General features: G+C 68.6%; 25 protein-coding genes, 1 tRNA gene, 1 other RNA gene and 1 pseudogene. All 28 read left to right on the forward strand.

Features of this window, described 5'->3' with window-relative positions:
• The first annotated feature begins 4 nt into the window (after positions 1-4).
• The 28 genes and pseudogenes from A2X88_00180 to A2X88_00315 all read left to right on the forward strand — a co-directional run bounded on the left by A2X88_00180 (position 5) and on the right by A2X88_00315 (position 26,281).
• Entirely contained in the window at positions 5-736 is a 732-nt protein-coding gene (locus tag A2X88_00180) for a 1-(5-phosphoribosyl)-5-[(5-phosphoribosylamino)methylideneamino]imidazole-4-carboxamide isomerase (protein ID OGP35532.1), read from the forward strand.
• An 8-nt stretch (positions 737-744) separates the two neighbouring features.
• A pseudogene (locus tag A2X88_00185) lies at positions 745-1,503 on the forward strand (imidazole glycerol phosphate synthase subunit HisF).
• 91 nt (positions 1,504-1,594) lie between these two features.
• On the forward strand, positions 1,595-1,939 hold the full coding sequence (locus A2X88_00190) for a phosphoribosyl-AMP cyclohydrolase (GenBank protein ID OGP35533.1): 345 nt from the start codon (positions 1,595-1,597) through the stop codon (positions 1,937-1,939).
• Positions 1,940-1,941: 2 nt separating this feature from the next.
• Entirely contained in the window at positions 1,942-2,289 is a 348-nt protein-coding gene (locus A2X88_00195; GenBank protein ID OGP35534.1) for a histidine triad nucleotide-binding protein, read from the forward strand.
• A gap of 95 nt (positions 2,290-2,384) precedes the next feature.
• Positions 2,385-2,582, forward strand: a complete 198-nt coding sequence (locus tag A2X88_00200) for a 30S ribosomal protein S21 (GenBank protein ID OGP35535.1) — start codon at positions 2,385-2,387, stop codon at positions 2,580-2,582.
• Positions 2,583-2,585: 3 nt separating this feature from the next.
• The gene (locus A2X88_00205; protein OGP35536.1) at positions 2,586-3,032 is read left to right on the forward strand and encodes a glutamyl-tRNA amidotransferase; all 447 of its coding nucleotides are present in this window, start codon (positions 2,586-2,588) and stop codon (positions 3,030-3,032) included.
• Positions 3,033-3,117: 85 nt separating this feature from the next.
• Positions 3,118-4,902 (forward strand): DNA primase, encoded by a 1,785-nt coding sequence (locus A2X88_00210; GenBank protein OGP35537.1) that lies wholly within the window; start codon positions 3,118-3,120, stop codon positions 4,900-4,902.
• On the forward strand, positions 4,899-6,671 hold the full coding sequence (locus A2X88_00215; GenBank protein OGP35538.1) for an RNA polymerase sigma factor RpoD: 1,773 nt from the start codon (positions 4,899-4,901) through the stop codon (positions 6,669-6,671). The genes A2X88_00210 and A2X88_00215 overlap by 4 nt, the downstream gene beginning before the upstream one ends.
• Before the next feature lie 94 nt (positions 6,672-6,765).
• Positions 6,766-6,842, forward strand: a tRNA-Met gene (locus tag A2X88_00220).
• Positions 6,843-6,881: 39 nt separating this feature from the next.
• Positions 6,882-8,051: a Nif3-like dinuclear metal center hexameric protein gene (locus tag A2X88_00225; protein OGP35539.1), complete on the forward strand. Its 1,170-nt coding sequence runs from the start codon at positions 6,882-6,884 to the stop codon at positions 8,049-8,051.
• Entirely contained in the window at positions 8,051-8,776 is a 726-nt protein-coding gene (locus A2X88_00230) for a hypothetical protein (protein OGP35540.1), read from the forward strand. The genes A2X88_00225 and A2X88_00230 overlap by 1 nt, the downstream gene beginning before the upstream one ends.
• A complete protein-coding gene (locus A2X88_00235; protein OGP35541.1) occupies positions 8,773-9,192 on the forward strand; it encodes a hypothetical protein in 420 nt (139 codons plus the stop codon). The genes A2X88_00230 and A2X88_00235 overlap by 4 nt, the downstream gene beginning before the upstream one ends.
• An RNA gene (rnpB, locus tag A2X88_00240) (RNase P RNA component class A) lies at positions 9,190-9,613 on the forward strand. The genes A2X88_00235 and rnpB overlap by 3 nt, the downstream gene beginning before the upstream one ends.
• Before the next feature lie 165 nt (positions 9,614-9,778).
• Positions 9,779-10,231 (forward strand): division/cell wall cluster transcriptional repressor MraZ, encoded by a 453-nt coding sequence (locus A2X88_00245; protein ID OGP35570.1) that lies wholly within the window; start codon positions 9,779-9,781, stop codon positions 10,229-10,231.
• Positions 10,232-10,234: 3 nt separating this feature from the next.
• On the forward strand, positions 10,235-11,149 hold the full coding sequence (locus A2X88_00250; GenBank protein OGP35542.1) for a 16S rRNA (cytosine(1402)-N(4))-methyltransferase: 915 nt from the start codon (positions 10,235-10,237) through the stop codon (positions 11,147-11,149).
• Complete coding sequence (locus A2X88_00255) at positions 11,146-11,484, forward strand: hypothetical protein (GenBank protein OGP35543.1); 339 nt, start codon at positions 11,146-11,148, stop codon at positions 11,482-11,484. Before A2X88_00250 ends, A2X88_00255 begins: the two co-directional genes overlap by 4 nt.
• Positions 11,481-13,457: a hypothetical protein gene (locus A2X88_00260; protein ID OGP35544.1), complete on the forward strand. Its 1,977-nt coding sequence runs from the start codon at positions 11,481-11,483 to the stop codon at positions 13,455-13,457. Before A2X88_00255 ends, A2X88_00260 begins: the two co-directional genes overlap by 4 nt.
• Positions 13,430-14,962 (forward strand): UDP-N-acetylmuramoyl-L-alanyl-D-glutamate--2,6-diaminopimelate ligase, encoded by a 1,533-nt coding sequence (locus A2X88_00265; GenBank protein ID OGP35545.1) that lies wholly within the window; start codon positions 13,430-13,432, stop codon positions 14,960-14,962. The genes A2X88_00260 and A2X88_00265 overlap by 28 nt, the downstream gene beginning before the upstream one ends.
• 1 nt (position 14,963) lies before the next feature.
• Positions 14,964-16,361: a hypothetical protein gene (locus A2X88_00270; GenBank protein ID OGP35571.1), complete on the forward strand. Its 1,398-nt coding sequence runs from the start codon at positions 14,964-14,966 to the stop codon at positions 16,359-16,361.
• A gap of 4 nt (positions 16,362-16,365) precedes the next feature.
• A complete protein-coding gene (locus A2X88_00275; protein OGP35546.1) occupies positions 16,366-17,442 on the forward strand; it encodes a phospho-N-acetylmuramoyl-pentapeptide-transferase in 1,077 nt (358 codons plus the stop codon).
• Between the two features lies 1 nt (position 17,443).
• Positions 17,444-18,790, forward strand: a complete 1,347-nt coding sequence (locus A2X88_00280) for a UDP-N-acetylmuramoylalanine--D-glutamate ligase (GenBank protein OGP35547.1) — start codon at positions 17,444-17,446, stop codon at positions 18,788-18,790.
• The gene (locus tag A2X88_00285; protein ID OGP35548.1) at positions 18,787-19,968 is read left to right on the forward strand and encodes a cell division protein FtsW; all 1,182 of its coding nucleotides are present in this window, start codon (positions 18,787-18,789) and stop codon (positions 19,966-19,968) included. Before A2X88_00280 ends, A2X88_00285 begins: the two co-directional genes overlap by 4 nt.
• Positions 19,910-21,004 (forward strand): hypothetical protein, encoded by a 1,095-nt coding sequence (locus A2X88_00290; protein ID OGP35549.1) that lies wholly within the window; start codon positions 19,910-19,912, stop codon positions 21,002-21,004. Before A2X88_00285 ends, A2X88_00290 begins: the two co-directional genes overlap by 59 nt.
• The gene (locus tag A2X88_00295; protein OGP35550.1) at positions 20,997-22,364 is read left to right on the forward strand and encodes a UDP-N-acetylmuramate--L-alanine ligase; all 1,368 of its coding nucleotides are present in this window, start codon (positions 20,997-20,999) and stop codon (positions 22,362-22,364) included. The genes A2X88_00290 and A2X88_00295 overlap by 8 nt, the downstream gene beginning before the upstream one ends.
• A gap of 34 nt (positions 22,365-22,398) precedes the next feature.
• Positions 22,399-23,283 carry a UDP-N-acetylenolpyruvoylglucosamine reductase gene (locus A2X88_00300; GenBank protein OGP35551.1) on the forward strand — a complete coding sequence of 295 codons (885 nt, stop codon included), beginning with the start codon at positions 22,399-22,401 and terminating at the stop codon, positions 23,281-23,283.
• Positions 23,276-24,211 (forward strand): hypothetical protein, encoded by a 936-nt coding sequence (locus A2X88_00305; protein ID OGP35552.1) that lies wholly within the window; start codon positions 23,276-23,278, stop codon positions 24,209-24,211. The genes A2X88_00300 and A2X88_00305 overlap by 8 nt, the downstream gene beginning before the upstream one ends.
• Complete coding sequence (locus tag A2X88_00310; GenBank protein ID OGP35553.1) at positions 24,212-25,051, forward strand: hypothetical protein; 840 nt, start codon at positions 24,212-24,214, stop codon at positions 25,049-25,051.
• On the forward strand, positions 25,052-26,281 hold the full coding sequence (locus tag A2X88_00315; protein OGP35554.1) for a cell division protein FtsA: 1,230 nt from the start codon (positions 25,052-25,054) through the stop codon (positions 26,279-26,281).
• Positions 26,282-26,299: the final 18 nt, after the last annotated feature.

Raw genomic sequence — 26,299 nt, forward strand, 5'->3', positions numbered from 1 at the left:
CGGGATGGCGTTCCATGTGATTCCCGCGATCGACATCCAGGCAGGCAAGGCGGTGCGGCTGCGCCAGGGGCGGGCGGACGCCGCGACCGTCTTCTCCGACTCCCCCGTCGACGTCGCGAAGCGGTTCGCCTCCGGGGGCGCGTCGATGCTCCACGTGGTGGACCTGGACGGCGCCTTCACGGGACGTCCGGTGAACGTCGAGACGATCCTGCGGATCGTGTCCGGCACGGGGGTCCCCGTGCAGGTGGGCGGCGGGGTGCGCAACTACGACATCGCCTCCCGCTACCTGGGCGCGGGCGTTTCCCGGGTCATCCTGGGGACCTCGATCGTCCGGAACCCCGAGGAGGTCCTTCGGATCACGAAGGCCTATCCCGGGAAGGTGGCGGCGGGGATCGACGCGAAGGAGGGGTTTGTCGCCATCCGGGGATGGGTGGAGGTCACGGGGGTCCGGGCGGTCGACCTCGCGCGGCAGATGGAGGAGAGGGGGATCTCCTGCTTCGTCTACACCGACATCGCGCGGGACGGCATGATGGAAGGCCCGAATTTCACCAGCATCCGGGAGTTCGCCCGGGGGCTGTCGACCCCGGTGATCGCCTCGGGCGGAGTCAGCGCGATCGGTGACCTGGAGGAACTCCGGAAGATGGAATCGGACGGGGTGGTCGGCGTGGTGATCGGGAGGGCGATGTACGACGGCACCCTCTCCCTCGCGGACGTCCTCCGCATGGAAAGCCGGTAGACCGGAGGATGCTCGCGAAGCGGATCATCCCCTGCCTCGACGTGAAGGACGGGAGGGTGGTGAAGGGGGTCCGGTTCGTGGAGCTTCGGGACGCCGGGGATCCGGTGGAGATCGCCCGGCGCTACGACGAGGAGGGGGCGGACGAACTGACCTTCCTCGACATCACCGCGTCCCACGAGAAGCGGGACATCCTGATCGACGTGGTCCGGAGGACCGCGGAGCAGGTGTTCATGCCGCTGACGGTGGGGGGAGGCGTCCGGACGCTGGAGGACATCCGCAGGCTGCTCACCGCGGGAGCCGACAAGGTGTCGATCAACACCGCCGCCGTGGCCGAACCGGAGTTCGTGCGGCGGGCAGCCGAGCGGTTCGGAAGCCAGTGCACGGTGGTCGCGATCGACGCCCGGCAGGTTCCGGGCCGGGCCGGAACCTGGGAGGTGTTCACCCACGGCGGGCGCCGGCCCGCGGGGATCGATGCCCTGGAGTGGTCGGAGCGGATGGAGGAATACGGGGCGGGCGAAATCCTGCTCACGAGCATGGACCGGGACGGGACCCGGGCCGGGTACGACATCCCCCTCACGCGGGCCGTGGCCGACCGCGTGGGGATCCCGGTCATCGCCTCGGGCGGCGTGGGAACGCTGGACCATCTCGTGGAAGGGTTGACGGCGGGCGGGGCGGACGCGGTCCTCGCCGCCTCCATCTTCCACTACCGGGAGCATACGATCCGGGAGGCGAAGGACTACCTGGAGCGTCGCGGGGTCCCGGTGCGCGGTGTCTTCCCGGGGGCCGGGGGGGGCGGTTCTCCTCAGGCAGGCGGGGCGGGCCATCCCGGGTGCGTCGCGTGAAAGGGGGAACCACCGGATGACGGCGGAGGAATTCATCGCCATCGTGAAGTTCGACGAACGGGGGCTGGTCCCCGTCGTCACGCAGGACGTGAGCGACAACGCGGTCCTCATGGTCGCCTGGGCGAACGCCGAGGCGCTGCGGAACACCGTTTCGTGCGGACGGGCCTCCTATTGGAGCCGCTCCAGGAAGTCCCTGTGGGTCAAGGGGGAAACCTCGGGCAACGTCCAGGAGGTGGAGGAAGTGCTGTACGACTGCGACGCGGACACGATCCTCTACCGGGTCCGGCAGTCCGGGCCCGCCTGTCACACGGGGGAGAGAACCTGCTTCTATCGGAGCGCCTACAAACGCCGGGGGGAATGAGCATGGCCGAGGAATGCATTTTCTGCAAGATCGTCCGGAAAGAGGTTCCGTCGCAACCGCTGCATGAGGACCACGACCTGCTCGCCTTCCCGGACCAGAATCCCGTGGCTCCGGTCCATGTGATTATCGTTCCCAAGGAGCACATGGTGAACCTGAACGAGGCGGGCGCGAAGGACGTGCCGCTGCTCGGGAAAATGCTGCGGTTGGCCTCCCGGATCGCGAACGAGAAGGGGATCGCCGAGTCCGGCTACCGGGTGGTCGTCAACAACGGGGAGGACGGCGGACAGGTGGTCCCGCACCTCCACCTCCACCTGATCGGGGGGAAGGGGCTCGGGCACAAGCTGGGCTGAGAGGGGGAGCCTCTTCTTTCCTTGACAAATCGGGATACTTGCGTAATATATTGTAGTTTTAGGCTAAATGTCGACCCAGGAAGGGGTGATCTGGAATGCCGGGCGTCCGGGTGAAGGAAGAGGAGCCCTTTGAGAGTGTGCTGAAGCGGTTCAAGAAGCAGTGCGAAAAGGCCGGGATCCTGTCGGAGATCCGCAAGCGCGAGCACTACGAAAAGCCGAGCGTGAAGCGGAAGAAGAAGGCACTCGCGGCCAGGAAACGAGCGCTGAAGAAAATGAAGAAGATGAGCCGGTAGCGGATGGACCTGAGGGAACGGATACGGCAGGACATGCAGAAGGCGGCCAAGGAGCGGGACTCCTTGGCCCTTTCTGCTTTGCGGATGGCGGTTGCCGCCATCCAGAACGGCGAAATCGAGGCCCGCGGGGAGCTCGCGGACGACGCGGTCCTCCGGCTGCTCGGGACACTGGTGAAGCAGCGCCGGGAGGCCATCGACCTGTACCGGCGGGGGAACCGGCCCGAGCTGGCCGAGAAGGAAGCGCAGGAGATCACCGTGCTCGAGCGATACCTGCCCGAGGCGCTCTCCACGTCGGAGATCGAAGCGCTCGCCGGGGAAGCCATCCGGGCGGCCGAAGCCAAGGGTCCGGGCGACCTGGGCCGCGTCATGAAGGAACTGATGCCGAAGGTGGCGGGACGGGCCGACGGCAAGGCCGTCCGCGAGATTGTCCATCGTCTGCTGGCCGGGTAGCGGGATACCGGAAGCGGAGATCCCAGGCGCCGGGGGCGCCCGGGATTTTTTCGTCCGTTTCCCGGGAGCGAGGTCGGGTGAAATCGTGGCAGGACGCATCACCGACAGCACGCTCCGCGAGATCCGGGACAGGGCGGACATCGTCGAGGTGGTTTCCGAGACCGTTCCCCTCTCGCGCAGCGGCGCCAGTTTTCGAGGCCTTTGCCCGTTCCACCGGGAGAAGACCCCGTCCTTTTTCGTCCACCCGTCCAAGCAGATCTTCCACTGCTTCGGCTGCGGGGAAGGAGGGTCCGTTTTCCACTATCTGATGAAGGTCCGAAACCTTTCGTTCGCCGAGGCGGTCGAAGATCTCGGGTCCCGGTACGGGATCCAGGTCCGGTACGAGCGGGGGCAGGGACCTTCCCGGCCCCGGGAGGACCTGCACGAGATCCTCCGGGCGGCCGCCGAGTCGTTCCGGAAATTCCTGGGCTCCTCCCGGGGGGCGGAGGCGGCCAGGAGCTTCCTGCGGAGGCGGGGCGTGACCCCCGAGGCGGAGCAGGAGTTCTCCGTCGGGTACGGCGGTTCCGGGGACGAGTTGCTCCGGGCGCTCTCGGCGTCGGGCGTGGACCCCGCGAAGGCGGCCCAGGCGGGGCTGTTGATCCCACGGGAGCGGGGAGGATACGGGGAGCGGTTCCGCGGGCGGGTGATCTTCCCGGTGGCCGACTCCCGCGGGCGCATCTGCGGCTTCGGGGCGAGGGCGGTCGACGACGCGGTCCCCAAGTACCTGAACTCCCCCGAGTCGCCGGTCTACCGGAAAAGCGCCCTGCTCTACGGCCTCTACCAGGCGATGCCGGCGATCCGAAAGGAGGGAACGGTCGTCGTCGTGGAAGGATACATGGACCTGATCGCCCTGTGGCAGAAGGGGATCCGGAACGTGGTCGCGACCTGCGGCACCTCGCTGACGGAACACCACGCCAGGCTCCTGAAGCGGTCGTCGGAAGGAGTCATCCTGTTGTTCGACGGGGATGTGGCCGGGAAGCGGTCGGCCGTCCGGTCGGGAGCCCCGCTCTACGCGGCGGGAGTCAGCCCGATGGTGCTGTTCCCCCCCAAGGGGATGGATCCCGACGACTGGGCGAAGGAATCCCGCGGGACGGAGCTGGCCGAGAAGATCGGGCGGGCGGTTCCGCTCATGGAATACATCGAGCGGTCGGCAGCGAGGAAATACGACCTCGCACAGATCGCCGGGAAGCTGGCCTACCTGAAGCTCATGGGGACCTACCTCCCGTGGGTGACCGACGCCGCGGAGCATCGCCTCTACGTGCAGCGGATGGCGATGGCGTCCGGCCTCCCCGAGGAGACGATCCTCCAGCGGGTGGAGGGGAGCAGGAAAGGGAAAAGGGATCCCCCGCCTCCCCCGGCGCCCCCGAGGGGGGACGCCTCCAGGCCGGAGGAGGACCTGCTGCTCGGTCTCCTGTTCCGGGATCCGACGCTCGCGGCCGAGGTCCGCCGGGACGGCGTCGAGGATCTGCTGGAGGGGGAGGAGGTCCGGGAGGCGGTGTCCCGGCTCTGCGAAAAGATCGGAACGGGGGAGGAGGCCGACCTGCGGGACCTGCTGGACGGGGAAACCCGGGACGGGGTCCGCAACAGGCTTACCGGGCGGCTCCTGCAGGAGGACCTTTCCGGGGAGGAGCTCCGCCGTACCTACCCCGACGTGGTGTCGGGACTGCGCATCCGGAAGGCGCGGCGGGAGCTCGACCGGTTGAAGAAGGAGATCGGGGTGGCGGGGGAGGAGAGGGCCCGGGACCTCTTTTCCCGCATGGTGAACGTCAGGAACGAGCTGGAACGGCTGACGCTGGAGCGCAGAACGCGCGGACGAGGTGATGCGGAATGATCCGGAAGGGGAAACTGGAGGGCATCGACGAACTGCTGGAAAAGGGCCGCGCCCAGGGGTTCGTCACCTATGACGAGCTGAACAGCGTACTTCCTCCCGACGTCCTGACGGGCGACCAGATCGACGACGTGATGGAGATCTTCGGGGAGCACGCGATCGAGGTCGTCGACGCCTCCCAGAAGGTTCCCGTCGTCGGCGGAAACCAGATGGTCGGCGACGAGGAGGAGACGCAGGAGGAGGCCTCCGAGGAAGAGGAGGAGGAGGAGGTCGACTACTCGTCCGGGATCAAGGCGAACGACCCGGTGCGCCTCTACCTCAAGGAGATGGGCGCGATCCCCCTGCTGAACCGGGAGGGGGAGGTCACCCTGGCGAAGCGGATCGAGGACGGGGAGCACGAGATCGTGGCGGCGGTGAAAAGCTGCCCCATCGCGCTGAACGACCTGATCGAGATCGGATCGAAGCTGAAGTCCGGGGAGGTGCAGGTCCGGGACGTCATCAGGGACCTGGACGAGGATTCCACCGAGGAGGAGGAGCTCCAGGCGCTGGAGAAGGTCCAGCGGATCATCGGCCGGATCCGGAAGACGATGGAGGCGGCCGCGGCCGCGGAGGAGCGGCTCAAAAAGGCCCGGCTGCCCGAGAAGGAACGGGACTCCCTCAGGAAAAAGGCCGCCGCGCAGTATGTGCGGGTCGAGAAGCTGATCCAGGAGATCCATCTGAAGGAGCGGCAGATCGAGGCGATCGGCGACAAGATCCGCCGGTTCGCCGACGCGATCGAGGAGGCGGAGTACCGGATCCGCGACTGCTGCGGGAAGACGCGGCTCGAGGAGAAGGACCTCCTGCGGCTCCTTTGGGATGTGAAGGGGAGCAAGAAGAAGCTCGCGAAGGCCGCGATGCGGCATCACGTCGCCAAGGACCGGCTCCTCGCGATGGAGGGGATCATCCGCGAGGCCCGGAGCGGGATCCGGAAGGTGGAGCGGGAGGCGGGCCTGGGGGCGGCGGAGCTCAAGCAAACCCTGCGGTCGATCGAGCGGGGGGAGCGGAAGGTCCGGGAAGCGAAGCGGGAACTGGTCGAGGCGAACCTCCGGCTGGTCGTTTCGATCGCGAAGAAGTACACGAACCGGGGGCTCCAGTTCCTCGACCTCATCCAGGAAGGGAACATCGGCCTGATGAAGGCGGTCGACAAGTTCGAGTACCGGCGGGGGTACAAGTTCTCGACCTACGCGACCTGGTGGATCCGCCAGGCGATCACCCGGGCGATCGCCGACCAGGCCCGGACGATCCGCATTCCCGTCCACATGATCGAGACGATCAACAAACTGATCCGCACCTCCCGGTACCTCGTGCAGGAGCTGGGGCGGGAACCGGCCCCGGAGGAGATCGCGGAGCGGATGGACATCCCCCTCGAGAAGGTCCGCAAGGTGCTCAAGATCGCGAAGGAGCCGATTTCCCTGGAAACGCCCATCGGGGAGGAGGAGGACAGCCACCTCGGGGATTTCATCGAGGACAAGAACACGGCCTCTCCCGTGGAGTCGGTCATCAACATCGACCTGGCCGACCAGGTCAAGAAGGTGCTGGGGACGCTCACCCCGCGGGAGGAACGGGTCCTCCGGATGCGCTTCGGGATCGGGGAGAAGTCGGACCACACGCTCGAGGAGGTGGGGCAGGATTTCGAGGTGACCCGGGAGCGGATCCGCCAGATCGAGGCGAAAGCGCTCCGGAAGCTCCGTCACCCGAGCCGGAGCAAGCGGCTCCGGACCTTCATGGAGTAGGAGAGGCGGCCAGCGCGCGGAGGGTCCTCCGGAGGATTGACAGGGGGGAAACCCCCGGGAGATACTTTAGTGTTACGTCGAGATGCAGCTTCACGGGCCCATAGCTCAGTTGGTCAGAGCCACCGGCTCATAACCGGTCGGTCCCTGGTTCGAGGCCAGGTGGGCCCACCATCGTGCGATCATGCGGGCTGAAGACGCAGAGGAAGCGGCGTGACGGCCGCGAAGGGCACCCGGACCGGCTCCGTCCCCATCGTGCGGGAGGTCGGACAGGCGCTCGACGACCGGTATCCCTTCGCCCACCGGGCCGACTGGGACAACGTCGGGATTCTCCTGGGAGACCCGGAGGCCCCGGTGAAAAGGGTCCTGGTCGCGCTGGACGCGACCCCCGCGGCGGTCGCGGAGTGCCGCCGCAGGAAGACCGACCTCCTCGTGACGCATCACCCGGTGATTCTCTCTCCCCTCAAGGCGATCCGGCCGGACCGGCCCGATTCCTCCGCCGCCTTTCATCTCCTCTCGATGGGGGTCGCGGTCATCTCCGCACATACGAACGCGGATGTCGCGCCGGAGGGGGTTTCCCATGCCCTCGCGCGCCGGATCGGCCTCCGGAAGATCCGGCCGCTCATCCCGGGAGAGCCTTCCGACGCATGCAAGGTGGCGGTGTTCGTTCCGCCCGCACAGGCGGATGCGGTGCTCGCGGCGCTCTCCGCGGCGGGAGGGGGAAGGATCGGCGCCTACACCCGCTGCTCGTTCCGCACCATCGGGACCGGAACCTTCCTGCCCGCGGAGGGAGCGACCCCATACGTGGGGAAGCCCGGCGTCGAGGAGCGTGTGGAGGAAGTCCGTCTCGAATCGGTCGTGGCGGGGTCGCTGGTGCCGGCCGTGCTGCAGGCGATCCGGTCGGTGCATCCCTACGAGGAGCCGGCGATCGACGTCATCTCCCTGCGGGGAGGCGCATTCGGGGGCGGCGTCGGGGCGGTCGGTGAGCGCGGGAAAGCGGCGCCGCTGGAACGGGTGCTGGAGGAGATCCACCGTGCGGTGCGCCCCTCCTGGATCAAGATCGCCGGCCCGGCCCGGAAATCGGTGCGCCGGATCGCGCTCGTGGCCGGCAGCGGGTCGGAGTTCGCGGAGGCGGCGCGTGCATCCGGGGCCGACCTCTTCGTGACCGCGGACGTGAAGTACCACTCGGCGCTGGAGGCGGCGGCCGGGAACATGCCGGTGGCGGATATCGGGCACGGATCGGGGGAGAAATGGATCCTGCCGGAGTTCCGGAGGACGATCGTCGCACGGTTCGGCAAACGGATCGCGGTGCAGGTGCTCATGGAGGACGAACCCCTTCGGCCCTGGCGGCCGGGAGGAAGCAGGGGAGGAAAACGGCATTGATGGAGCAGGTGAAAGTGCTGATCGATCTGCAGCAGATCCTGAGCAGGGCCAGGATCGTGGAAACGGAGAAGCAGAAGGTCCCGCTCGAGGTGGCGGACCTGAAGAGCCTCTTCGATGAGCGGGAGGCGAAGTTCCTGACGACCCGGCAGGAGTTCGAGCAGGTCCAGAAGGAGAGGCGGGAGAAGGAACGGGAGATCGAGGAGGAGCGGGACAAGGTCGAGAAGGCCAAGGCGAAGCTGATGTCGATCAAGACGAACAAGGAATACTACGCGATGCTCAAGGAGGTCGAGGCGACCAAGCGGGCGAACCACTCCCGGGAGGAGGAGTTCCTCGCGATCCTGTCCCGCTACGAGGAGCTGGAGAAGCGCCTTTCGGACCTCAAGGCCGAGGTGGAGGAGGTCGGGGGGCGCTACCGGGAGCGGATGGTGGACATCGAGGCGAGGATGGCGAAGTTCGACAAGGACATCTTGTCCCTTCTCGCCAAGAAAACCGAGGTCGCCTCCCGGATCGAAGCGAACCTCGCCCGCCGCTTCGAGATGATCTTCGAGCGCCGGGACGGAATCGCGATCGTGCCCGCCCGGAACCAGTCCTGCACCGGGTGCCACATGAACATCGCTCCCCAGCTCTTCAACCTTCTCCAGCGGGACGACCGGATCCACTCCTGCCCGAATTGCAACCGGATCCTCTACTACGAGGGGAACGCCGCTTCGCCGGCGGAAGGATGAAGGGGAAGGCGCTCACCCTGCGGACCGACGGGGCGAGCCGGGGGAACCCGGGGCCCGCCGGAGCGGGAGCGGTGATCGAGGCGGACGGAACCCGGGACCGGATCGAGATCTCCGAGTATCTCGGGGAGACCACGAACAACGTGGCCGAGTACCGCGCGCTCCTGCTCGCGCTGGAGAAAGCCGAAACGCTCGCCCCCTCCTCCGTGACGGTCTTCTCGGACTCCGAACTTCTCGTGCGCCAGATCAACGGGGAGTACCGGGTCAAGTCCGAGGGGCTGCGCCCCCTCCACCTCGAGGCGATCCACCGTTTGCGGCGGTTTCCTTCCGCGCGTATACTGCATGTAGGGCGCGACGGGAACGAGGAGGCCGACCTGCTCGCGAACCGCGCCATCGACGCTCATTTCCAGAAGGTCTGAGGAGGCCAGTCGGCCGCCGGCCCCCCTTCGCCTAGGCGACGGGGGGCGGGAGGAAAGTCCGGGCTCCGCAGGGCAGGGTGCCGGGTAATTCCCGGTGGGGGCGACCCCGAGGACAGCGCCACAGAAAAGATACCGCCCTCCGAAGCGATGGCGAGAGCCATCGCGAAGGAGGGTAAGGGTGAAATGGCGAGGTAAGAGCTCACCGCGTGCCGGGCGACCGGCACGGCAATGCAAGCCCCACCCGGAGCAAGACCGAATAGGAGGGCGATCCCGGCGGTGAAAACCGCCGGGGGAAGGGCGGCCCGCCCGAAGCCCTCGGGTCAAGGTCGCTGGAGGCGCGCGGAGACGCGCGCCGTAGAGAAATGGTCGGCCGCGGCGGTTTACGCCGCGCACAGAACCCGGCTTACGGCCTCCTCAGCCTGTTTTTCCGTGGAATCGGCTCTTTCAGGTCCGGTAGAACGGTTTTTGGTTTCCGCCCCGCAAGGACACCGCCGATCCCCATAAAGTTCTTGACAGACCTCGGGTGTGCTATAGAATGGCCGGTAGTGGGTAATTGTGGGGAAAGGTGGGTTAAGCGGCCACTATGATCTTCCGGGGACGGTTCGAATACACCATCGACCCCAAGGGAAGGGTGAACATCCCTTCCCGGTTCCGGGACCAGCTCACCGAATCCGGCCAGCAAACCGTCGTGATCACCAACAACGAGAACTGCCTTTTCGCCTACCCGGCGGGGGATTGGGAGAGGATCGAGCAGAAGCTTGCCGCCAACGTGTCGAGCGTCAACCGGAAGAAGAACGCCTTCGTGCGGTTCTTCGTGGGCGGGGCCGTCGAGGTCGCGCCCGACAAGCAGGGCCGGATCCTGATCCCTCCCTCGTTGCGCGGCTACGCGAACCTCGAGCGGGACGTCGTGATCATCGGGATGCCGAACCGGTTCGAGATCTGGGACCGGGAGAGGTGGAACGTGGAGGTGGGCAGGTTCGAGAAGGAAGGAATCGAGGATCCCGAGCTGGCCCGGGAGATCGACGCGCTGGGGATATAGCGCGTGGCGGACGGCCACGTGCCCGTTCTTTTACAGGAGACTTTGGAATGGCTGGCCCCCGCTCCCGGGGAGACCTTTCTGGACGGGACGGTCGGGGCCGGCGGGCATGCGGCGGAGATCGCCGCGAGGGTGGGGCCCGCCGGACGCGTGGTCTGCGCGGATGCCGACCCCGCGATGCTGCGGATGGCCGCGGACCGTCTCCGGGATTTCCCCTGGGTCCGTCCGGTGCAGGCCGATTTTTCCGACCTCGGGCGGCTGGTGGAGGAGGCGGGAGGAAAGAGGTTCGACGGGATTCTGCTCGACCTGGGGATCTCCTCCCAGCAGCTGGACGACCCGTCGCGGGGGTTCTCCTTCCGGGGGGACGGCCCGCTCGACATGCGCCGGGACCCGGGGAGCCGCGGGGCGGATGCCCGGGAGATCCTCCGCCGGGCGGGGGAGAAGGAGCTCGCGGAGATCTTTTTCCGGTTCGGGGAGGAGCGCTTCTCCCGCCGGATCGCCCGGGCGATCGTGGCCCGCCGACGCAGGGAGCCGCTGGAGAGGACCTCCCAGCTGGCGGAACTGGTCCTCTCGGTAGTGCCGAGGAAGGCGTGGCCGAGGAAGATCCACCCCGCCACGCGGGTGTTCCAGGCGCTGCGGATCGCGGTGAACCACGAACTGGAGTCGCTGTCGCTGTTCCTCGACCGGTTCGTGCCGTGCCTGGCGCCGGGAGGGAGGGTGGCGGTGATCAGTTTTCATTCGCTGGAGGACCGCCTGGTGAAGAGGACCTTCCGGACGATGTCGACGGGAAGCGCGGCCCCGCTGGCCGTGTCGACCCGGAAGCCGGTCGTCCCCGGGGAGGAGGAGATCGGACGGAATCCACGGGCCGCGAGCGCGAAGCTTCGGGCGGCCCGGAGAATCGGAGAGGAGGAGCGCACATGAGTCGAATCCTGGTCGGAGGCGGGGGGGGGATGATCACAGAGATCCGCCGCGAGCCCCCCGTCTTCCCGTCGGTTCCACGCCGGGGGATCTTTCTGGTGCTCGGCGTCCTGTTTCTGGCGGTCGCCCTGTTCAACGTCTGGATGTCCGGCCGGTACTACCGGATCGGGTACACGACCTCCCGCGCGGTCGAGGAGCGAAGGGGGCTGGAGCAGGAGCGGATGCTGCTGAAGACCGAGCAACTCACGCTTCGGAGCCCCGCCAGGATCGAGGATATCGCCCGGAACCGGCTGGGGATGGTGGACCCGAAAACCGAGAGGATCCTCCGGGTGAGATGAACGGCCGCGCCCGGATCATCCTCGGCGGGCTGGCGGTCGTCTACCTGCTGATCGTCCTCCGGGCGTTCCATATCCAGGTGCTGGGAATGCGCGGTATCCGGGATCGGGGCGCCCAGCAATACGGCGTGAAGATCCCGCTGTTTCCGAAGCGCGGGGCGATCCTCGACCGCACGGGGAACGAACTGGCGGTCAGCCTCCCCACGAAGTCGATCTTTGTCCAGCCCGCAAAACTCTCCTCCCCCGGGAGAGCCGCCGAGGTCCTCTCCCGACGGCTCTCCCGCCCACCCGCCGAGCTCCGGAAGCTTCTCGCCTCGGACAAGAGCTTCGTGTGGGTGAGCCGCCAGATCCCGACCTCGGTGGCCGACGAGGCCGTCGTGAAGGTGCGGGAGGCGCTCGGGGTGAAGGGCGGAGACACCGGCATCGGGACGGTGGAGGAGCCCCGCCGCTTCTACCCGAACCGGGAGCTCGCGGCCTCCCTGCTCGGATTCACGGATGTCGACAGCGTCGGCATCGAGGGGGTGGAGCTGGCGCTGGACAACTCCCTGCGGGGGGAGCGGGGGTTCCTCGTCTGCGAACGGGACGCCCTCGGGAGGATCATCGTTCCGGCGGACACCCAGGTCGAGACGAACTCGGCGGGGAACTCCGTTTCCCTCACGATCGACCGGAACATCCAGCACGTGGTGCAGAGCGAGCTCCTCGGGACGGTGAAGCGGTACGGCGCGAAGGGAGGAACGGCCCTGGTCCTGTCCCCCCGGACGGGGGAGATCCTGGCGATGGCCACGGTCCCCTCCTTCAATCCGAACGCGATCTCGGGATCGCCGCCGGAAACCCGGAAGAACCGGGCGATCACCGACGTGATGGAGCCGGGGTCCACCTTCAAGGTCTTCACGCTGGCCTCCGCCCTCGAGCTGGGGGCGGTCGACGTGCGGGACCGGATCCACTGTGAAAACGGGGCCTATCGGGTCGCCGGGAGGGTGATCCACGACACCCATCGCCACGGCCTGCTCACTGTGCCCGAGGTGCTCAAGTTCTCGAGCAACATCGGGGTGGTCAAGATCGCCGAACGGATGGACTCGGGCCGGTTCTACGGCATGATCCGGGCGTTCGGGTTCGGCACGAGGACGGGAATCGAGCTCAAGGGAGAGGTTCCGGGGCTGGTTCCCCCGGAAGAGGGGTTCACCCGGATCCGGAATGCGACCGTCTCCTTCGGGCAGGGGATCGCCGTGACCCCGCTGCAGCTGGCCTCCGCCATGGCCTCCGTGGTCAACGGGGGGAGGATGATGAAGCCGTACCTCGTTCGCGAGATCCTCGACCCGGAGGGGAAGGTCGTGTACCGAGGGGAGCCCCGCGAGCTGCGGCGGACCGTTTCCCCGAAGACTTCTGCGCAGATGCGCGAGATCCTCGGGAAGGTGGTCCAGGAGGACGGCACGGGAGCGCAGGCCCGGATCAAGGGGTTCCTCGTGGGAGGGAAGACCGGGACGGCGCAGAAGGTCGAGGTGGGGACGGGAAAGTATTCCCCGACCAAGCGGATCTCCTCGTTCATCGGGTTTCTCCCGCTGCAGGACCCCGAGCTCCTGATCCTGGTGGTGATCGACGAGCCGAAGGGCGAGGTGTACGGCGGCGTGGTCGCGGCGCCCGCCTTCAACCAGATCGCGGTGAAGACCGCCTACTACCTGGGGATCACCCCCACGGAGACGGTCCACGGGACCGTCGCGAAGGCGGACACGACGGAGAGGGCGGCGCAGGAGGCTCCGTCGGCGCGGAGGACCCCCGTGTCGACGAGGACGGCGGACGCGGCGCTGGTCATGCCGGACCTCCGGGGGCTGAGCATGGGCCGGGTGGTCGACGTCATGGGGCGCTACTCGGTGAGGCTTCGGATGGAGGGATCGGGGGTGGCGAGGAGCCAGTCGCCCCGGCCGGGGGAGGTCCTGGTCCCCGGCTCGGAATGCACCGTGCAGTTCGGAGGGGATTGAGCGTGGGGAAGCGGCTCGGAGAGATCGTCCGGGGGATCGCGCAGCTCGACGGCGTGCTGGGAGACCTCGCGATCGGCGGCATCTCCGTCGACTCCCGGACCGTCCGGCGGGGGGACCTGTTCGTCGCCCTGCGCGGCGCCCGGACGGACGGGCACGACTTCCTCGCGGCCGCGGCCCGGTCCGGGGCCGCCGCCGCCCTGGTGGAGAAGGAAGCGGCCTCCCCGCTCCTTCCCTGCGTGCGCGTACCCTCCACCGCCTCCGCGCTTCCGGCCGTCGCGGCCGCCTTCCACGGAGATCCTTCCTCGAAGCTCGCGGTGGTCGGGGTCACCGGGACGAACGGGAAGACCACCGTCACCTATCTGCTCGAGTCGATCCTCGCGGCGGCGGGGTTCCGGGCGGTCGTCATCGGGTCGATCGACTACCGGCTGAACGGCCGGGCGCTGCGCACGGGGCTGACGACCCCCTTCCCCCACGAGCTCCAGGAGGTGATGGCCGAGGGACTGGCGAAGGGGGCGACCCACGTCGCGATGGAGGTTTCCTCCCACAGCACGGTGCAGGGCCGGATCGAGGGGGTGCGCTTCGACGCGGGACTGTTCACGAACCTCTCCCACGACCACCTCGATTTCCACGGGGACATGGAATCCTATTTCCTGGCCAAGGCGCGTTTCTTCCGGGAGTTCCTCCCCGCCGGGGGGAAGGGCGCCCGGATGGCGGTGAACGCGGGGGATGCCTACGGGAGACGCCTGGCGCGGGAGTTCCCGCAAGCGCTCACCTACGGGATCTCGGAAGAGTGGGCGGTCCGCCCGGAGTCGGTCGAAATGACCCGGGAGGGCACGCGGATGACCCTCGCCACCCCGGGCGGCTCCCTCGCGCTCGAGTCGAACCTGATCGGACCGCACAACGTCTCGAACGTCATGGCCGCCGTCTGCGGGGCGATCCTGCTCGGCATCCGCGGGGAGGCGGTCGCGGAAGGGGTAAAGCGGCTCCCGGGAGTTCCCGGCAGGGTGGAGGGGATCCCGAACGGGCGCGGGATCCACATCTTCGTGGATTACGCCCACACCCCCGACGGGCTCGACCAGGTGCTGGCCGGCCTTCGGGAGATTTCCGCGGACCGCCTGATCGCCGTCTTCGGGTGCGGGGGGAACCGGGACCGGACGAAACGGCCGGAAATGGGGCGGGCGGCGGCCCGCCGGTCGGACGTGGTCATCGTCACCTCGGACAACCCGAGGGACGAGGATCCGGAGGCGATCATCGGGGAGATCGTTCCGGGGGTCGCCGCGGAAGGGTTCGTCCCGGCGGGCGGCGGCGGCCCGGGGGACAGGGGAACGTACGAGATCATTCCGGACAGGAAATCGGCGATCCGACGCGCCCTGGACATCGCGCGTCCGGGGGACACGGTCGTGATCGCCGGGAAAGGACACGAACATGTCCAGATCATCGGGGACCGATGCCTGCCGTTCGACGACCGGGAGGCCGTCAGGGCGGTCCTGGCCAGTGGCGGGTAGGATCACCCTCGAGGAGGTGATCGGGATCCTCCATCCCCTCCGCGGGAGCGGGCCCTTTCCTCCCCGCACCCCCATCGGCCCGGTCACGACCGACAGCCGCGAGGTCGAACGCGGCTCGCTGTTCGTCGCGATTCCCGGGAGCCGGGTGGACGGAACGGATTTCGTGGAGGAGGCCTTCGGAAAGGGGGCGCTCGCGGCGGTCGTCCCGGAGGAGGGGGCGGGAAAGATCCCTCCCTCCCTGCTCGCGGAGAAGCCGGTGTTCGTCGTCCGGAATCCGGTGGAGGCGCTCGGGGATCTCGCGAAGGCCCACCGGATGCGCTACCGGGAGATCCCGCTCGTGGGGATCACCGGAAGCTCCGGGAAGACCTCGACCAAGGAGATGCTGGCCGCGCTCCTGTCTCGCGGGAAGAGGGTCCTGCGCAACCCCGGTAACCGGAACAACCTGATCGGGATGCCGCTCGCCCTGCTGACCCTGTCCGCGGAGCACGAGGTCGCCGTGATGGAGATGGGGACGAACCGGCCGGGGGAGATCGGGAGGCTCTCGGAGGTAGCGGAGCCCGACGTCGGGATCGTCACGAACATCGGCCCGGCCCACCTCGAGGGGCTTCGGACCCTGGAGGGGGTCGCGCGGGAGAAGGGAGACCTCTACCGCGCCCTGGGGGAATCCGGCACCGCGGTCGTGAACGCGGCCGACCTGCGGGTGGTCCGGGAGGCGGGACGCAGCAAGGCGGCGAAGGTCTACTACGGGGTCGCCCTCAGCGAATTCTCCGGCCGGATCCTGTCCCTGGACGACAGCGGGATGCGGATCGCCGTGCGGACCCCTTCCGGGGAGTTCCGCTCGGAGATCCCGGTGACGGGGGAGCACAACCTGACGAACGCGCTGGCCGCCTCGGCGGCCGCCTACACGCTCGGGATGCGCCCCCCGGAGATGGAGAACGGCTTCGCGTCGGTCGCGCCGGAGCGCGGCCGTTTCCAGGCGCGTCCGCTGCGGGGCGGGGGGCTGCTGCTCGACGATTCCTACAACGCGAATCCCGCCTCCATGGAGGCGGCGATCCGGAGCCTCCGGGCGCTGCGCCGGTCGCGACGGGTCGTCGCGGTGCTGGGGACCATGCTGGAACTGGGGGAGAGCTCTCCCGCCTCCCACTTCCGGATCGGCCACCTGCTCGCGGCGGCGGAGGTGGACCTGCTGATCACCCATGGGGAAGGCGGGGAGTCGATCGCGCGCGGAGCGCTCGAGGGGGGGATGGACCCGGGCCGGGTGAGGCACGAGGCCGACCGGGCGCTGCTGCGCGCCGCGGTGTCGGAAGCGGTCCGCGAGGGGGACCTCGTCCTGGTCAAGGCCTCCCGCGGGATGAAGCTCGACGAGATCGCGGAACAGATCCGACAGGAGCGGGCATAACGGCATGCTGTACCATCTCCTCTATCCGCTGCACGTGGACTACTCCTTCTTCAACGTGTTCCGCTACATCACGTTCCGCACGATCTACGCCTCGATCACGGCGCTCCTCCTGTGCTTCATCCTCGGCCCCTGGCTGATCCGGGAGCTCGGCTCCCACCAGATCGGCCAGGCGATCCGCCGGGACGGTCCCGAGAGTCACCTGACCAAGGAAGGGACCCCCACCATGGGGGGTCTGCTGATCGTCCTGGCGGTCGTCATCCCGACGCTGCTCTGGGCGAACCTCACGAACTCCTACATCTGGATCGCGGTGTTCGTGACCGTCGGATTCGGCGCCGTCGGCTTTCTCGACGACTACAAGAAGGTGATCCGGAAGGATTCGAAGGGCTTGAGCGCACGGTGGAAGTTCCTCCTCCAGATCCTCCTGGCGGGGGTGGCGGCCGTTCTCATCTACATGGACATCGGGATCAACGACCGGGTGGGGATCCCCTTCTTCAAGCGGCTCAATCCGAGTCTGGGGGTCTTTTACATCCCCTTCATCATCCTCGTGATCGTGGGGGCCTCGAACGCCGTGAACCTGACCGACGGGCTGGACGGGCTGGCGATCGGCCCTTCGATCGTCGCCGCGGGCACCTACATGCTCTTCGCCTACCTCACCGGCCACGTCAAGATCGCGAACTACCTCCAGATCCTCTATGTTCCGGGGGCGGGGGAGCTCACCATCTTCTGCGGCGCGATGGCCGGGGCCGGCATCGGCTTCCTCTGGTACAACACCTACCCCGCCCAGGTCTTCATGGGGGACACCGGCTCCCTCTCCATCGGGGCGGCGCTGGGAGTCGTGGCGGTGATGGTGAAGCACGAGATCCTGCTCCTGCTGGTCGGGGGAGTCTTCGTGATCGAGGCGCTCTCGGTGATCTTCCAGGTCTTCTCCTACAAGACCACCCGGAAGCGGATCTTCCGGATGGCCCCGGTCCACCACCATTTCGAGCTCAAGGGGTGGGCGGAGCCGAAGATCATCGTCCGGTTCTGGATCATCTCCATCATCCTCGCGCTGCTGGCGATCAGCACGCTGAAGATCCGGTGAGATGGAATCGTTCCGGGAAAGACATGTCTTCGTGGTGGGGGCGGGCCGGTCGGGATTCTTGTCCGCGCTGCGGCTGTACGGGGAGGGGGCGCACGTCACCCTCCTGGACGAGCGGCCGAAGGAGGCGGTGGAGAAGACTCTCCGGCAGGCTATCCCCCCCCAGGTCGCCTTCCTCCACGGAAGGATGTCCGGGAAGGCCGCGCAGGGGGCCGATCTGGTCGTCCTGTCTCCGGGGGTCCCCCGGGACAAGCTTCCGCTGGAGGCCCTCCGCCGGGCCGGGGCACCGGTCTGGGGGGAGCTGGAGCTGGGGTACCGCCTCTTCCGCGGGAAGGTGGCCGCCGTCACCGGAACGAACGGGAAGTCCACGGTAACCACCCTCCTGGGAGAGATGGCGGCGCGCGCCTTCCCCCGCGTCTTCGTCGGGGGGAACCTGGGTGTCCCCTTCGTCGCGGCGGCCGGGGAGGAGATGGACTGGGCTGTCGTCGAGGCGTCGAGCTTCCAGCTGGAGTCGATCGAGAGTTTCCGCCCGAAGGTGGCGGTCCTGCTGAACCTCACCGAGGACCACCGGGACCGCTATCCGGATTTCGCCTCCTACGCCGGGGCGAAGATGGAGATCTTCCGGAACCAGGGGTCAGGAGACATCGCCGTCCTGAACGGGGACGACCCGGAAGTCTCGGCTCGCGCCGCGCAGGTGCGCGCGGAAAAGCTCCTGGTGTCCCTCTCCCGGCCCCTCGATCGGGGCGCCTTCGTAAGCGGGGAGGAGATCCTCTTCCGAGACGGGACCGTCGAGGAGCGGTATCCCCGCTCCCTGTTGAGGATCCGGGGGCTGCAGAACCTGGAGAACGCCCTGGCGGCGGTAGCGGCCGCCCGCTCCATGGGGGTCCCTCCCGACGCCGTGCGGGAGAGCCTGGAGGCCTTTCCCGGCCTGCCCCACCGTGTGGAGTTCGTCCGGAAGGTGCGGGAGGTTTCCTACGTGAACGATTCCAAGGGGACGAACGTGGGAGCGGTGCTCAAGTGCCTCGAGGGGTTTGCGGAGCCGGTCGTGCTCATCGCGGGGGGGAAGGACAAGGGGGTCGATTTCCGCCCCCTCCGGGAGCCGCTGGCCCGCAAGGCGAGAGCGGCGATCCTGATCGGCGAGGCGCGGGCGAGGATGGAGCGGGAGATCGCCGGGGCCGTGCCGGTCCACGGGGCCGCCTCCATGGAGGAGGCGGTGCGGGAGGCCGCCGCGCGGGCCCGGGCGGGGGACGTCGTGATCCTGTCGCCGGCCTGCTCGAGCTTCGACATGTTCCGCGACTTCGAGGAGCGCGGCGAGGCGTTCCGCGAGGCGGTGAGGGGGCTTCCGGAATGAACCTCGGGAGGCGGCACGAGAACCTGGTCCTGACGCTGTGCACCGCCATTCTGGCCGGCCTTGGCGCGGTGATGGTGTACAGCGCCTCCTCGGTCACCGCCGGCGCCAACGCGAAGCTCGGTTACGACGCGGCCCACTACTTCAAGCGGCAGATCCTCTTCCTCGTGATGGGGGGCTCCCTCGCCCTGTTCCTCTCCCGGATCGACTACGACCTCTACCGCCGGCGGATCTGGCCGATCCTGGGGGTCACCTTCGTCCTCCTCGTCCTGGTGTTCGTCCCGGGAATCCGGCATGTGGCGAACGGGGCCTCCCGCTGGATCAACGCCCGGGCCTTCACCTTCCAGCCCTCCGAGCTCGCGAAGTTCGCGCTGATCGCCTACGCGGCCTACGCGATCGACCGGAAGGGGGAGAACCCCCGGGAGGGATGGCGCGTCTTCCTGCCGATGCTCGGGGTGATGGGGATCCCCGTGGCGCTGATTCTCAAGGAGCCGGATTTCGGGATGGCGGTCGTGATCGCCGTCTCCTTCCTGGCGGTCCTGTTCATCGCGGGGTTCCCGTGGAAGCTTCTGGCGGGCGTCGGTGCGGCGGGGGCGATCGGGGTCGCTCTGGCGATCGCCGCCAAGCCCTACCGGATGGCCCGGCTGGCCGCCTTTCTCGACCCCTTCTCCCAGGCGCAGACCTCGGGATACCAGGTGGTCCAGTCGCTCATCGCCTTCTCGAACGGGGGGCTCCTCGGCACCGGGATCGGCGCGGGGAAGCAGAAGCTCTTTTACCTGCCCGAGATGCACACCGACTACATCTTCTCGGTGATCGGGGAGGAGCTCGGGTTCGCGGGAGTGGTCGCGGTGGGGGCCTGCTTCGTCACGCTGGTCTGGGTGGGGTTCCGGATCGCCCGGCGGGCCCGGGATCCGTTCGGGAAATATCTCGCGATGGGGCTGTCGACCACGATCGGCGTCCAGGCGCTGACGAACATGATGGTGGGGCTGAAGATGCTTCCCCCGAAGGGGATGGTGCTCCCCTTCCTGAGCTACGGGGGGAGCTCCCTGGTTCTCCACCTGGCCGTGATCGGGGTCCTGACGAACATTTCGATGAAAGGAGCGGAAGCGGTTGTCGCTGAGGATGATCCTCGCAGGCGGCGGGACCGGCGGTCACGTGTTCCCGGGGATCGCATTGGCTGAGGCCTTCCTCTCCCTCTGTCCCGGCGGCGTCGTCTCCTTCGTCGGGACGGAGGGGGGGCTGGAGGCGAAGGCGGTCCCGGCCCGGGGGTTCGAGATCGATTTCGTTCCCGCCGGGCAGATCCGGGGGAAAGGAGCCGGAGGGCTGCGCGGGGCGGCGAGGATGATCGGGGGGCTGGGCGCGGCGGTGTCGGTGCTGCGCCGCCGCCGGCCGGACTTCGTCTTCGGGGTCGGGGGGTACGCCTCCGTGCCGGTCTCCCTGGCCGCCTTCGGTGCGGGGGTCCCTCTGTTCCTCCAGGAGCAGAACGCGGTCCCCGGCCGGTCGAACCGGGCGCTCGGACGGCTGGCGAGGCGGGTGTACGCCGGGTTCGAGGGATCGGCGGCCCGGTTCCCCGCGGGGAAGGCCGTCGTGACCGGGAACCCGGTCCGCCGGGAGATCGTCGAGGCCGCCTCGACGTGCGGCGGCCGCTTCCCGGGCGGCCCCTTCACCCTGTTCGCCCTCGGGGGGTCCCAGGGGGCGAGAGCGATCAACGAGCTCGTGATCGCGCTGGCGCGGACGGTGAAGCGGGAAGGGGGGGAGATGCGGTTCCTTCTCCAGACGGGGGCCTCGGGGTTCGACGGGACGGAGAGGACGGTGCGAGAGGAGGATCTTCCCGTGGAACCGTTCCCCTTCACGGAACGGATCGGCGAGATCTTCCCCCGCTGCCACGCGGTCCTGATGCGCGCGGGGGCGCTCTCCGTCGCGGAGGCGGCGCTGTTCGGCAGGCCCTGCCTCCTGATCCCCTACCCGTTCGCGGCGGACCGGCACCAGGAGAAAAACGCGGAGGAGTTCTGCGCGTCGGGGGGCGGGGTCTGGATGCGGCAGGAAGAGGCTTCCCCCGATCGGGTGATGGAGGCGCTGGCCGCCTGGGCGAAGCATCCGGATAGGCTCCGGAGCGCCGGCGAGCAGGCTGCCCGGTTCGCCCGCCCCGGGGCTGCGAATGCGATCCTCCGGTCGGCCCTGGCCGAGCTGGGGAGGGAGGCGGTGGGACGTGTATAGGAAGGGGCTCGGGATCCACTTCGTCGGGATCGGCGGGATCGGGATGAGCGGCATCGCCGAGCTGCTGCTGAACCTCGGGTATCTCGTCTCCGGCTCGGACCTGCGCCGCTCCGATACGACGGCGCGGCTGGAGAGCCTGGGAGCAACGATCCGGATCGGGCACGCGGCCGGCCATGTCCCGGACGACGGGCATGTCGTGGTGGTGTCCTCCGCGGTCCGGCCGGGGAACCCGGAGGTGGAGGAGGCGCGGCGGCGGAAGATCCCCGTGATCCAGCGGGCGGAGATGCTGGCGGAGCTGATGCGGATGAAGTACGGGATCGCGATCGCCGGGACCCACGGGAAGACGACCACGACCTCGATGGTGGCGACGGTGCTGGCCGCGGCCGGATGGGACCCCACGGCGGTGGTGGGGGGGAAGCTGAACAGCCTGGGGTCGAACGCGAAGCTCGGCTCCGGCGATTTCCTCGTGGCGGAGGCGGACGAGAGCGACGGATCGTTCCTCCGGCTCTCCCCGACCGTGGCCGTCGTGACGAACATCGACCCCGAGCACCTCGACTACTATTCCGGGATCGGGCAGATCAAGGAGACCTTCCTCCACTTCATCAACCGGGTTCCCTTCTACGGGTTCGCGGTCCTCTGCATCGACCATCCGAATGTCCAGGAACTCCTCCCGTCGGTCACGAAAACCTTCGTCACCTACGGGTTCTCCGCGCAGGCCGATTACCGGGCGGAGGAGCCGGTTCCGGACGGGATGAGCAGCCGCTTCCTCGTCCAGCGCAGGGGGGAGCGGCTCGGGGAGATCGAGGTCCGGGCCCCGGGCCTCCACAACATGAGCAACGCCCTCGCGGCGGTCGCGGTCGCCTCCGAGCTGGGGATCCCGTTCGGAAAGATCCAGGAGGGACTGGCCGACTACCAGGGGGTCCTGCGGAGATTCCAGGTGAAGGGGGAGCGGGGGGGGGTGACGGTGGTGGACGACTACGCGCATCACCCCGCGGAGGTCCGCGCCACGCTGGCCGCCGCGCGATCGGTCTGGCCGGGGAGGAGGATCGTGGCGGGATTCCAGCCCCACCGGTTCTCCCGGACGCAGGCGCTCTTCCGCGATTTCCTCTCCGCGTTCCACGAGGCGGACCTCCTGGTCCTGTTCGAGGTCTACCCCGCGGGGGAGGAGCCGATTCCCGACGCCACGGGGGAGCGCCTCGGGGACGCGATCCGGGAGCACGGGCACAAGGCGGTGATCTACGCCGGGCAGGCCGGGGAGGCGGCGGAAGCCGTCGCCTCCCGGCTGCAGCCCGGCGATATCTTTCTGACCATGGGGGCCGGCGATGTCTGGAAAGTCGGAGAACGCGTTCTATCCGGTTAGGGGAAAGGCGGGCGGGTTCCGTACGGGAGGCGCGATGGGAACGGTCGAAGAGGTCTTCGGCGCCAGGATGCGGGAGTTCACGACGGTCGGGATCGGCGGGGCCGCCGACCGGATGATGTTCCCCCAGTCTTCGCGGGAGGTCCAGGCGGTCCTGGAGCCGCTGCGGGAGTCCGGCGCGGAGCCGCTGGCGCTCGGGGCGGGAAGCAACCTGCTGGTGTCGGACGAGGGGGTCCGGGGAACCGTGCTCTGCCTGAAGCGGCACATGGGGAAGGTCCTCTTTTCCGGGGGCGCCTCGGTCGTCGCCGAGGCGGGGACGATGCTCCCGCGGCTCGCCGTCCTGTGCGCGCTCTCCGGCCTCTCCGGCGCGGAGGAGCTCGCCGGGATCCCCGGGACGGTCGGGGGGGGGCTGACGATGAACGCCGGGGCCTACGGGCGGTCGATCGCCCAGATCCTCGAGTGGGCCGAGATCGTCTCCTTCGAGGGGGGGCTGCACCGCGTCGCCGCACGGGAGATCCGGTTCTCCTATCGGGAATCCGGATTCCCCCTCCGGGGAATCGTCGTCCGGGCCGGATTCCGGATGGAGCCGGCGCCGACGGACCGGGTGTTCACCCGGATGAAGGAACTGAACGAGAAGCGGCGCGCCGCGCAGCCCTGGGGGGAGCGCACCTTCGGGTCCATCTTCCGGAACCCGGGAGGGAAGGAGGGGGCGGGGCGCCTGCTCGAGAGGGCGGGGATGAAGGGGGCCCGCGAAGGGGACCTCTCGATCTCGGAGAAGCATGCCAATTTCATGATCAACCGGGGGCGGGGGAGCTCGGGCGACGCGCTGCGGCTCATGGAGCGGTGCCGGGAGGCGGTCCATGCCAACGCAGGCGTCGCACTCGTCCCGGAGGTGCGGATCTGGGGGAAGCGGGATGGCTGAGAAGGGACGGTTCCGTGGGAAGCGCGTAGGGGTCTTTCTCGGGGGGGAGTCCTCCGAGCGGGAGGTGTCGCTCCGCACGGGCGCCGCGGCGGTCGCCGCCCTGCGCCGGAAGGGATACGAGGTGAAGGAGATCGACGTGCAGGGCGACTGGCTCTCGGCCGTGCGCGACTCGGGGGTCGCGGCGGCGTTCCTCGCGCTGCACGGCCGGTTCGGAGAGGACGGCTGCATCCAGGGGGCCCTGGAGCTCGCCCGCCTGCCGTACACCGGGTCGGGCGTCGCCGCGTCGGCCGTCTCCATGAGCAAGGTGCTGGCGAAACGGGTGGCCGCGTCGGCGGGGGTCCCCTGCGCGCAGGACGTCCTCTTCGAGGAGGAGGGGGACGACCCGCCCCCCCCTCCGGGGATCGGCTACCCGCTGGTCGTCAAGCCGGACCGGGAGGGATCGACGGTCGGGGTGAGCGTCGTGCGGAGCCCGGAGGAGTGGGGCGCGGCGTACGCGGGGGCACGGAAGTTCGACCCGCGGGTGCTGGCCGAGGCCTTTGTGCCGGGAAGGGAGATCACGGTGGGGATCCTCAACGGCAGGGTCCTCCCCGCGATCGAGATCGTTCCGAAGTCCGGCACCGGTTTCTACGACTACCGATCCAAGTACACGGCGGGGCAGACCGAGTACGTGATCCCGGTGCCGATGCACCGGGACCTCCTCCTGCGCGCGGCGGAGTTCACCCGGAAAGCGGCGGCCGCGCTGCAGCTGCGCGGGGCGGCCCGGCTGGACTACCGGGTCGACCCGGCGGGAAACCTCTTCTTCCTGGAGGCGAACACGATTCCCGGGATGACCGAGACGAGTCTCCTCCCGAAGGCAGCCCGGTTCGACGGGCTCTCCTTCGAGGATCTCGTCGAGGAGATCCTGGACGATGCGGGGCTGTACAAGTAGATGATCGAGTACAAGGCCTATCACAAGAAGTCGCTCGGGAAGCACCGGCGGAGGCATGCCGCGCGCAGGAAGAAGAAAGGGGAGAAGGAGACGTCCCGGGGGATGGACCGCCTCCGGCGGTCGCTTCCCGTGGCTGTGGCGCTTCTGGTGGTCGTCTTCGTCGGGGCGGCGGGAGCGGCGGTCTACTCCTGGCTCGGCCACTCCCGGATCTTCTCCGTCCGGGTCGTGGACATGAACGAGTGCGTCCACGTGACGCGGGACGAGGTGGTCGGCATGCTCGGCGGGGCGGCGAACGGGAACATCTGGTCGCTCTCCAAGGAGGAGATCGGCCGCCGGCTGGGGAGCCACCCCTTCGTGCGGGAGGTGTCCGTCCGGAAGGCCTTCCCGGACCGGCTCGTCGTGCGGATCGTCGAGCGGATTCCGGTCGCGATGATCAACCTGGACTCCCTCTACTACGTGGACGACCGGGGGCACGTGTTCAAGCGGCTGACGGCATACGACGCGAAGGACTTTCCCATCCTGACGGGGTTCTCCCGGAAGGACCTCCTGGGCAGGGACACGGTCACGCTGCAGAACCTGAGGAAATCGGTCGGCCTGCTGAAGCGGGCGGAGGCCGGGAGCCTCCGGCGGAACATCTCCGAGGTCCACTACGACGCGACGGAAGGCTACACCCTGGTGAGGCGGGACGACGGGCTCCAGCTGAAGATCGGGACGATGGAGTGGGAGGAGGCGATGCGCCGGATCGAGGAGGCGCTTCCGAAGCTCGCCCGCCTCGGTCAGTCGCGGGGGACCGTGGACCTGAGAACAGCGGGCCGCATCTTCGTGCGGTCGGGGGAGTGAATGGAAACGGACCTGGGGCCGGTGATCGTCGGGCTGGATGTCGGCTCGAGCAAGGTGGCGACGGTGGTCGGGAGGAAGGGGCCCGAAGGGGTCGAGATCCTCGGCGTGGGGACCTGCCCGACGGAGGGGATGCGCAAGGGATCCGTCGTGAACGTGGACGCCACGGTGAAGTCGATCGAGCAGAGCGTGGCCGAGGCGGAGAAGATGACCGGGATCTCGCTGACCTCCGTCCTGGTGGGGGTTTCCGGTCCGCTGATCAAGTCCTTCAACAGCCACGCCGCGGTGTCGGTGAAAAACGAGCGGGAGGTCTCCGAGACCGACATCGCGCGGGTGCTCGAGCTGGCCAAGGAGGTGGAGCTGCCGAAGGACCGGGAGGTCCTGCACGTGCTGAACCAGGAGTTCATCGTGGACGACGTCGGGGGGATCAAGGACCCCCGCGGGATGAGCGGGATCCGCCTCGATGCCCGGGTCCATGTCGTGACCGACGACCTCCCGAGCACGAGGAACCTGGCCCGGTGCGTGGAGAAGGCGGAGCTGGAGGTGGTCGACATCGTGCTGTGCCCGCTCGCCTCCGCGGAGGCCGTGCTGACGCCGGAGGAGCGGGAGGTCGGGGTCGCCCTGCTCGACTTCGGAAGCGGGACGGTCGACATGGCGATTTTCTACGACGGGGCGCTCCGGCACACCTTCGTGCTGCCGCTGGGCGGATCGAACATCACCTCCGACGTGGCGGTGGGCCTTCGGATCCCGGCGGCGGACGCGGAAAAGCTGAAGATCGCCTCGGGGTGCGCCGCGATCCAGAAGGTCCGGCGGGACGACCTCGTGGAGCTCCCGGGGGTCGGGGGGCGCCAGCCGCGGCCGATCCGCCGCCAGTACCTGGCCGAGATCATCGAGCCGCGCGCGGAGGAAATCTTCACCCTGCTCCGGAAGGAGATCCTCCGTTCGGGGTGCGAGGAGATGCTGGGGGCAGGGATCGTCCTGACCGGAGGAAGTTCCCGCCTGGACGGGCTCTCCGAGCTCGGGGAGCGGGTCTTCCATCTCCCGGTCCGCCGGGGAGCCCCGATCGGGGTCGGGGGGATGGTGGAGCTGGTGGGCACCCCCGATCTCGCCACGGGGGTGGGGCTTCTCCTCTACGGGGCGAGACTGGCCGGGAGCGGGGGGCGGAGGGGAGCGGAGGAGGCGGAGGAGGGGTTCCTCGGCCACCTGAAGCGGCTGATGACGGAGTATTTCTAACCATCCGGAAGGGATAAG

This window comes from Deltaproteobacteria bacterium GWC2_65_14, assembly GCA_001797615.1.
Lineage (GTDB): Bacteria > Desulfobacterota > Deferrimicrobia > Deferrimicrobiales > Deferrimicrobiaceae > GWC2-65-14.

Coding starts and splice junctions, on each gene's coding strand:
- A2X88_00190 (OGP35533.1), top strand. CDS start 1,595: ATGACGGCGGAGGAATTCATCGCCATCGTGAAGTTCGACGAACGGGGG.
- A2X88_00305 (OGP35552.1), top strand. CDS start 23,276: ATGGCTGAGAAGGGACGGTTCCGTGGGAAGCGCGTAGGGGTCTTTCTC.
- A2X88_00200 (OGP35535.1), top strand. CDS start 2,385: ATGCCGGGCGTCCGGGTGAAGGAAGAGGAGCCCTTTGAGAGTGTGCTG.
- A2X88_00265 (OGP35545.1), top strand. CDS start 13,430: ATGCACCGTGCAGTTCGGAGGGGATTGAGCGTGGGGAAGCGGCTCGGA.
- A2X88_00255 (OGP35543.1), top strand. CDS start 11,146: ATGAGTCGAATCCTGGTCGGAGGCGGGGGGGGGATGATCACAGAGATC.
- A2X88_00260 (OGP35544.1), top strand. CDS start 11,481: ATGAACGGCCGCGCCCGGATCATCCTCGGCGGGCTGGCGGTCGTCTAC.
- A2X88_00230 (OGP35540.1), top strand. CDS start 8,051: ATGGAGCAGGTGAAAGTGCTGATCGATCTGCAGCAGATCCTGAGCAGG.
- A2X88_00180 (OGP35532.1), top strand. CDS start 5: ATGGCGTTCCATGTGATTCCCGCGATCGACATCCAGGCAGGCAAGGCG.
- A2X88_00195 (OGP35534.1), top strand. CDS start 1,942: ATGGCCGAGGAATGCATTTTCTGCAAGATCGTCCGGAAAGAGGTTCCG.
- A2X88_00300 (OGP35551.1), top strand. CDS start 22,399: ATGGGAACGGTCGAAGAGGTCTTCGGCGCCAGGATGCGGGAGTTCACG.
- A2X88_00290 (OGP35549.1), top strand. CDS start 19,910: ATGATCCTCGCAGGCGGCGGGACCGGCGGTCACGTGTTCCCGGGGATC.
- A2X88_00235 (OGP35541.1), top strand. CDS start 8,773: ATGAAGGGGAAGGCGCTCACCCTGCGGACCGACGGGGCGAGCCGGGGG.
- A2X88_00275 (OGP35546.1), top strand. CDS start 16,366: ATGCTGTACCATCTCCTCTATCCGCTGCACGTGGACTACTCCTTCTTC.
- A2X88_00215 (OGP35538.1), top strand. CDS start 4,899: ATGATCCGGAAGGGGAAACTGGAGGGCATCGACGAACTGCTGGAAAAG.
- A2X88_00285 (OGP35548.1), top strand. CDS start 18,787: ATGAACCTCGGGAGGCGGCACGAGAACCTGGTCCTGACGCTGTGCACC.
- A2X88_00315 (OGP35554.1), top strand. CDS start 25,052: ATGGAAACGGACCTGGGGCCGGTGATCGTCGGGCTGGATGTCGGCTCG.
- A2X88_00205 (OGP35536.1), top strand. CDS start 2,586: ATGGACCTGAGGGAACGGATACGGCAGGACATGCAGAAGGCGGCCAAG.
- A2X88_00310 (OGP35553.1), top strand. CDS start 24,212: ATGATCGAGTACAAGGCCTATCACAAGAAGTCGCTCGGGAAGCACCGG.
- A2X88_00280 (OGP35547.1), top strand. CDS start 17,444: ATGGAATCGTTCCGGGAAAGACATGTCTTCGTGGTGGGGGCGGGCCGG.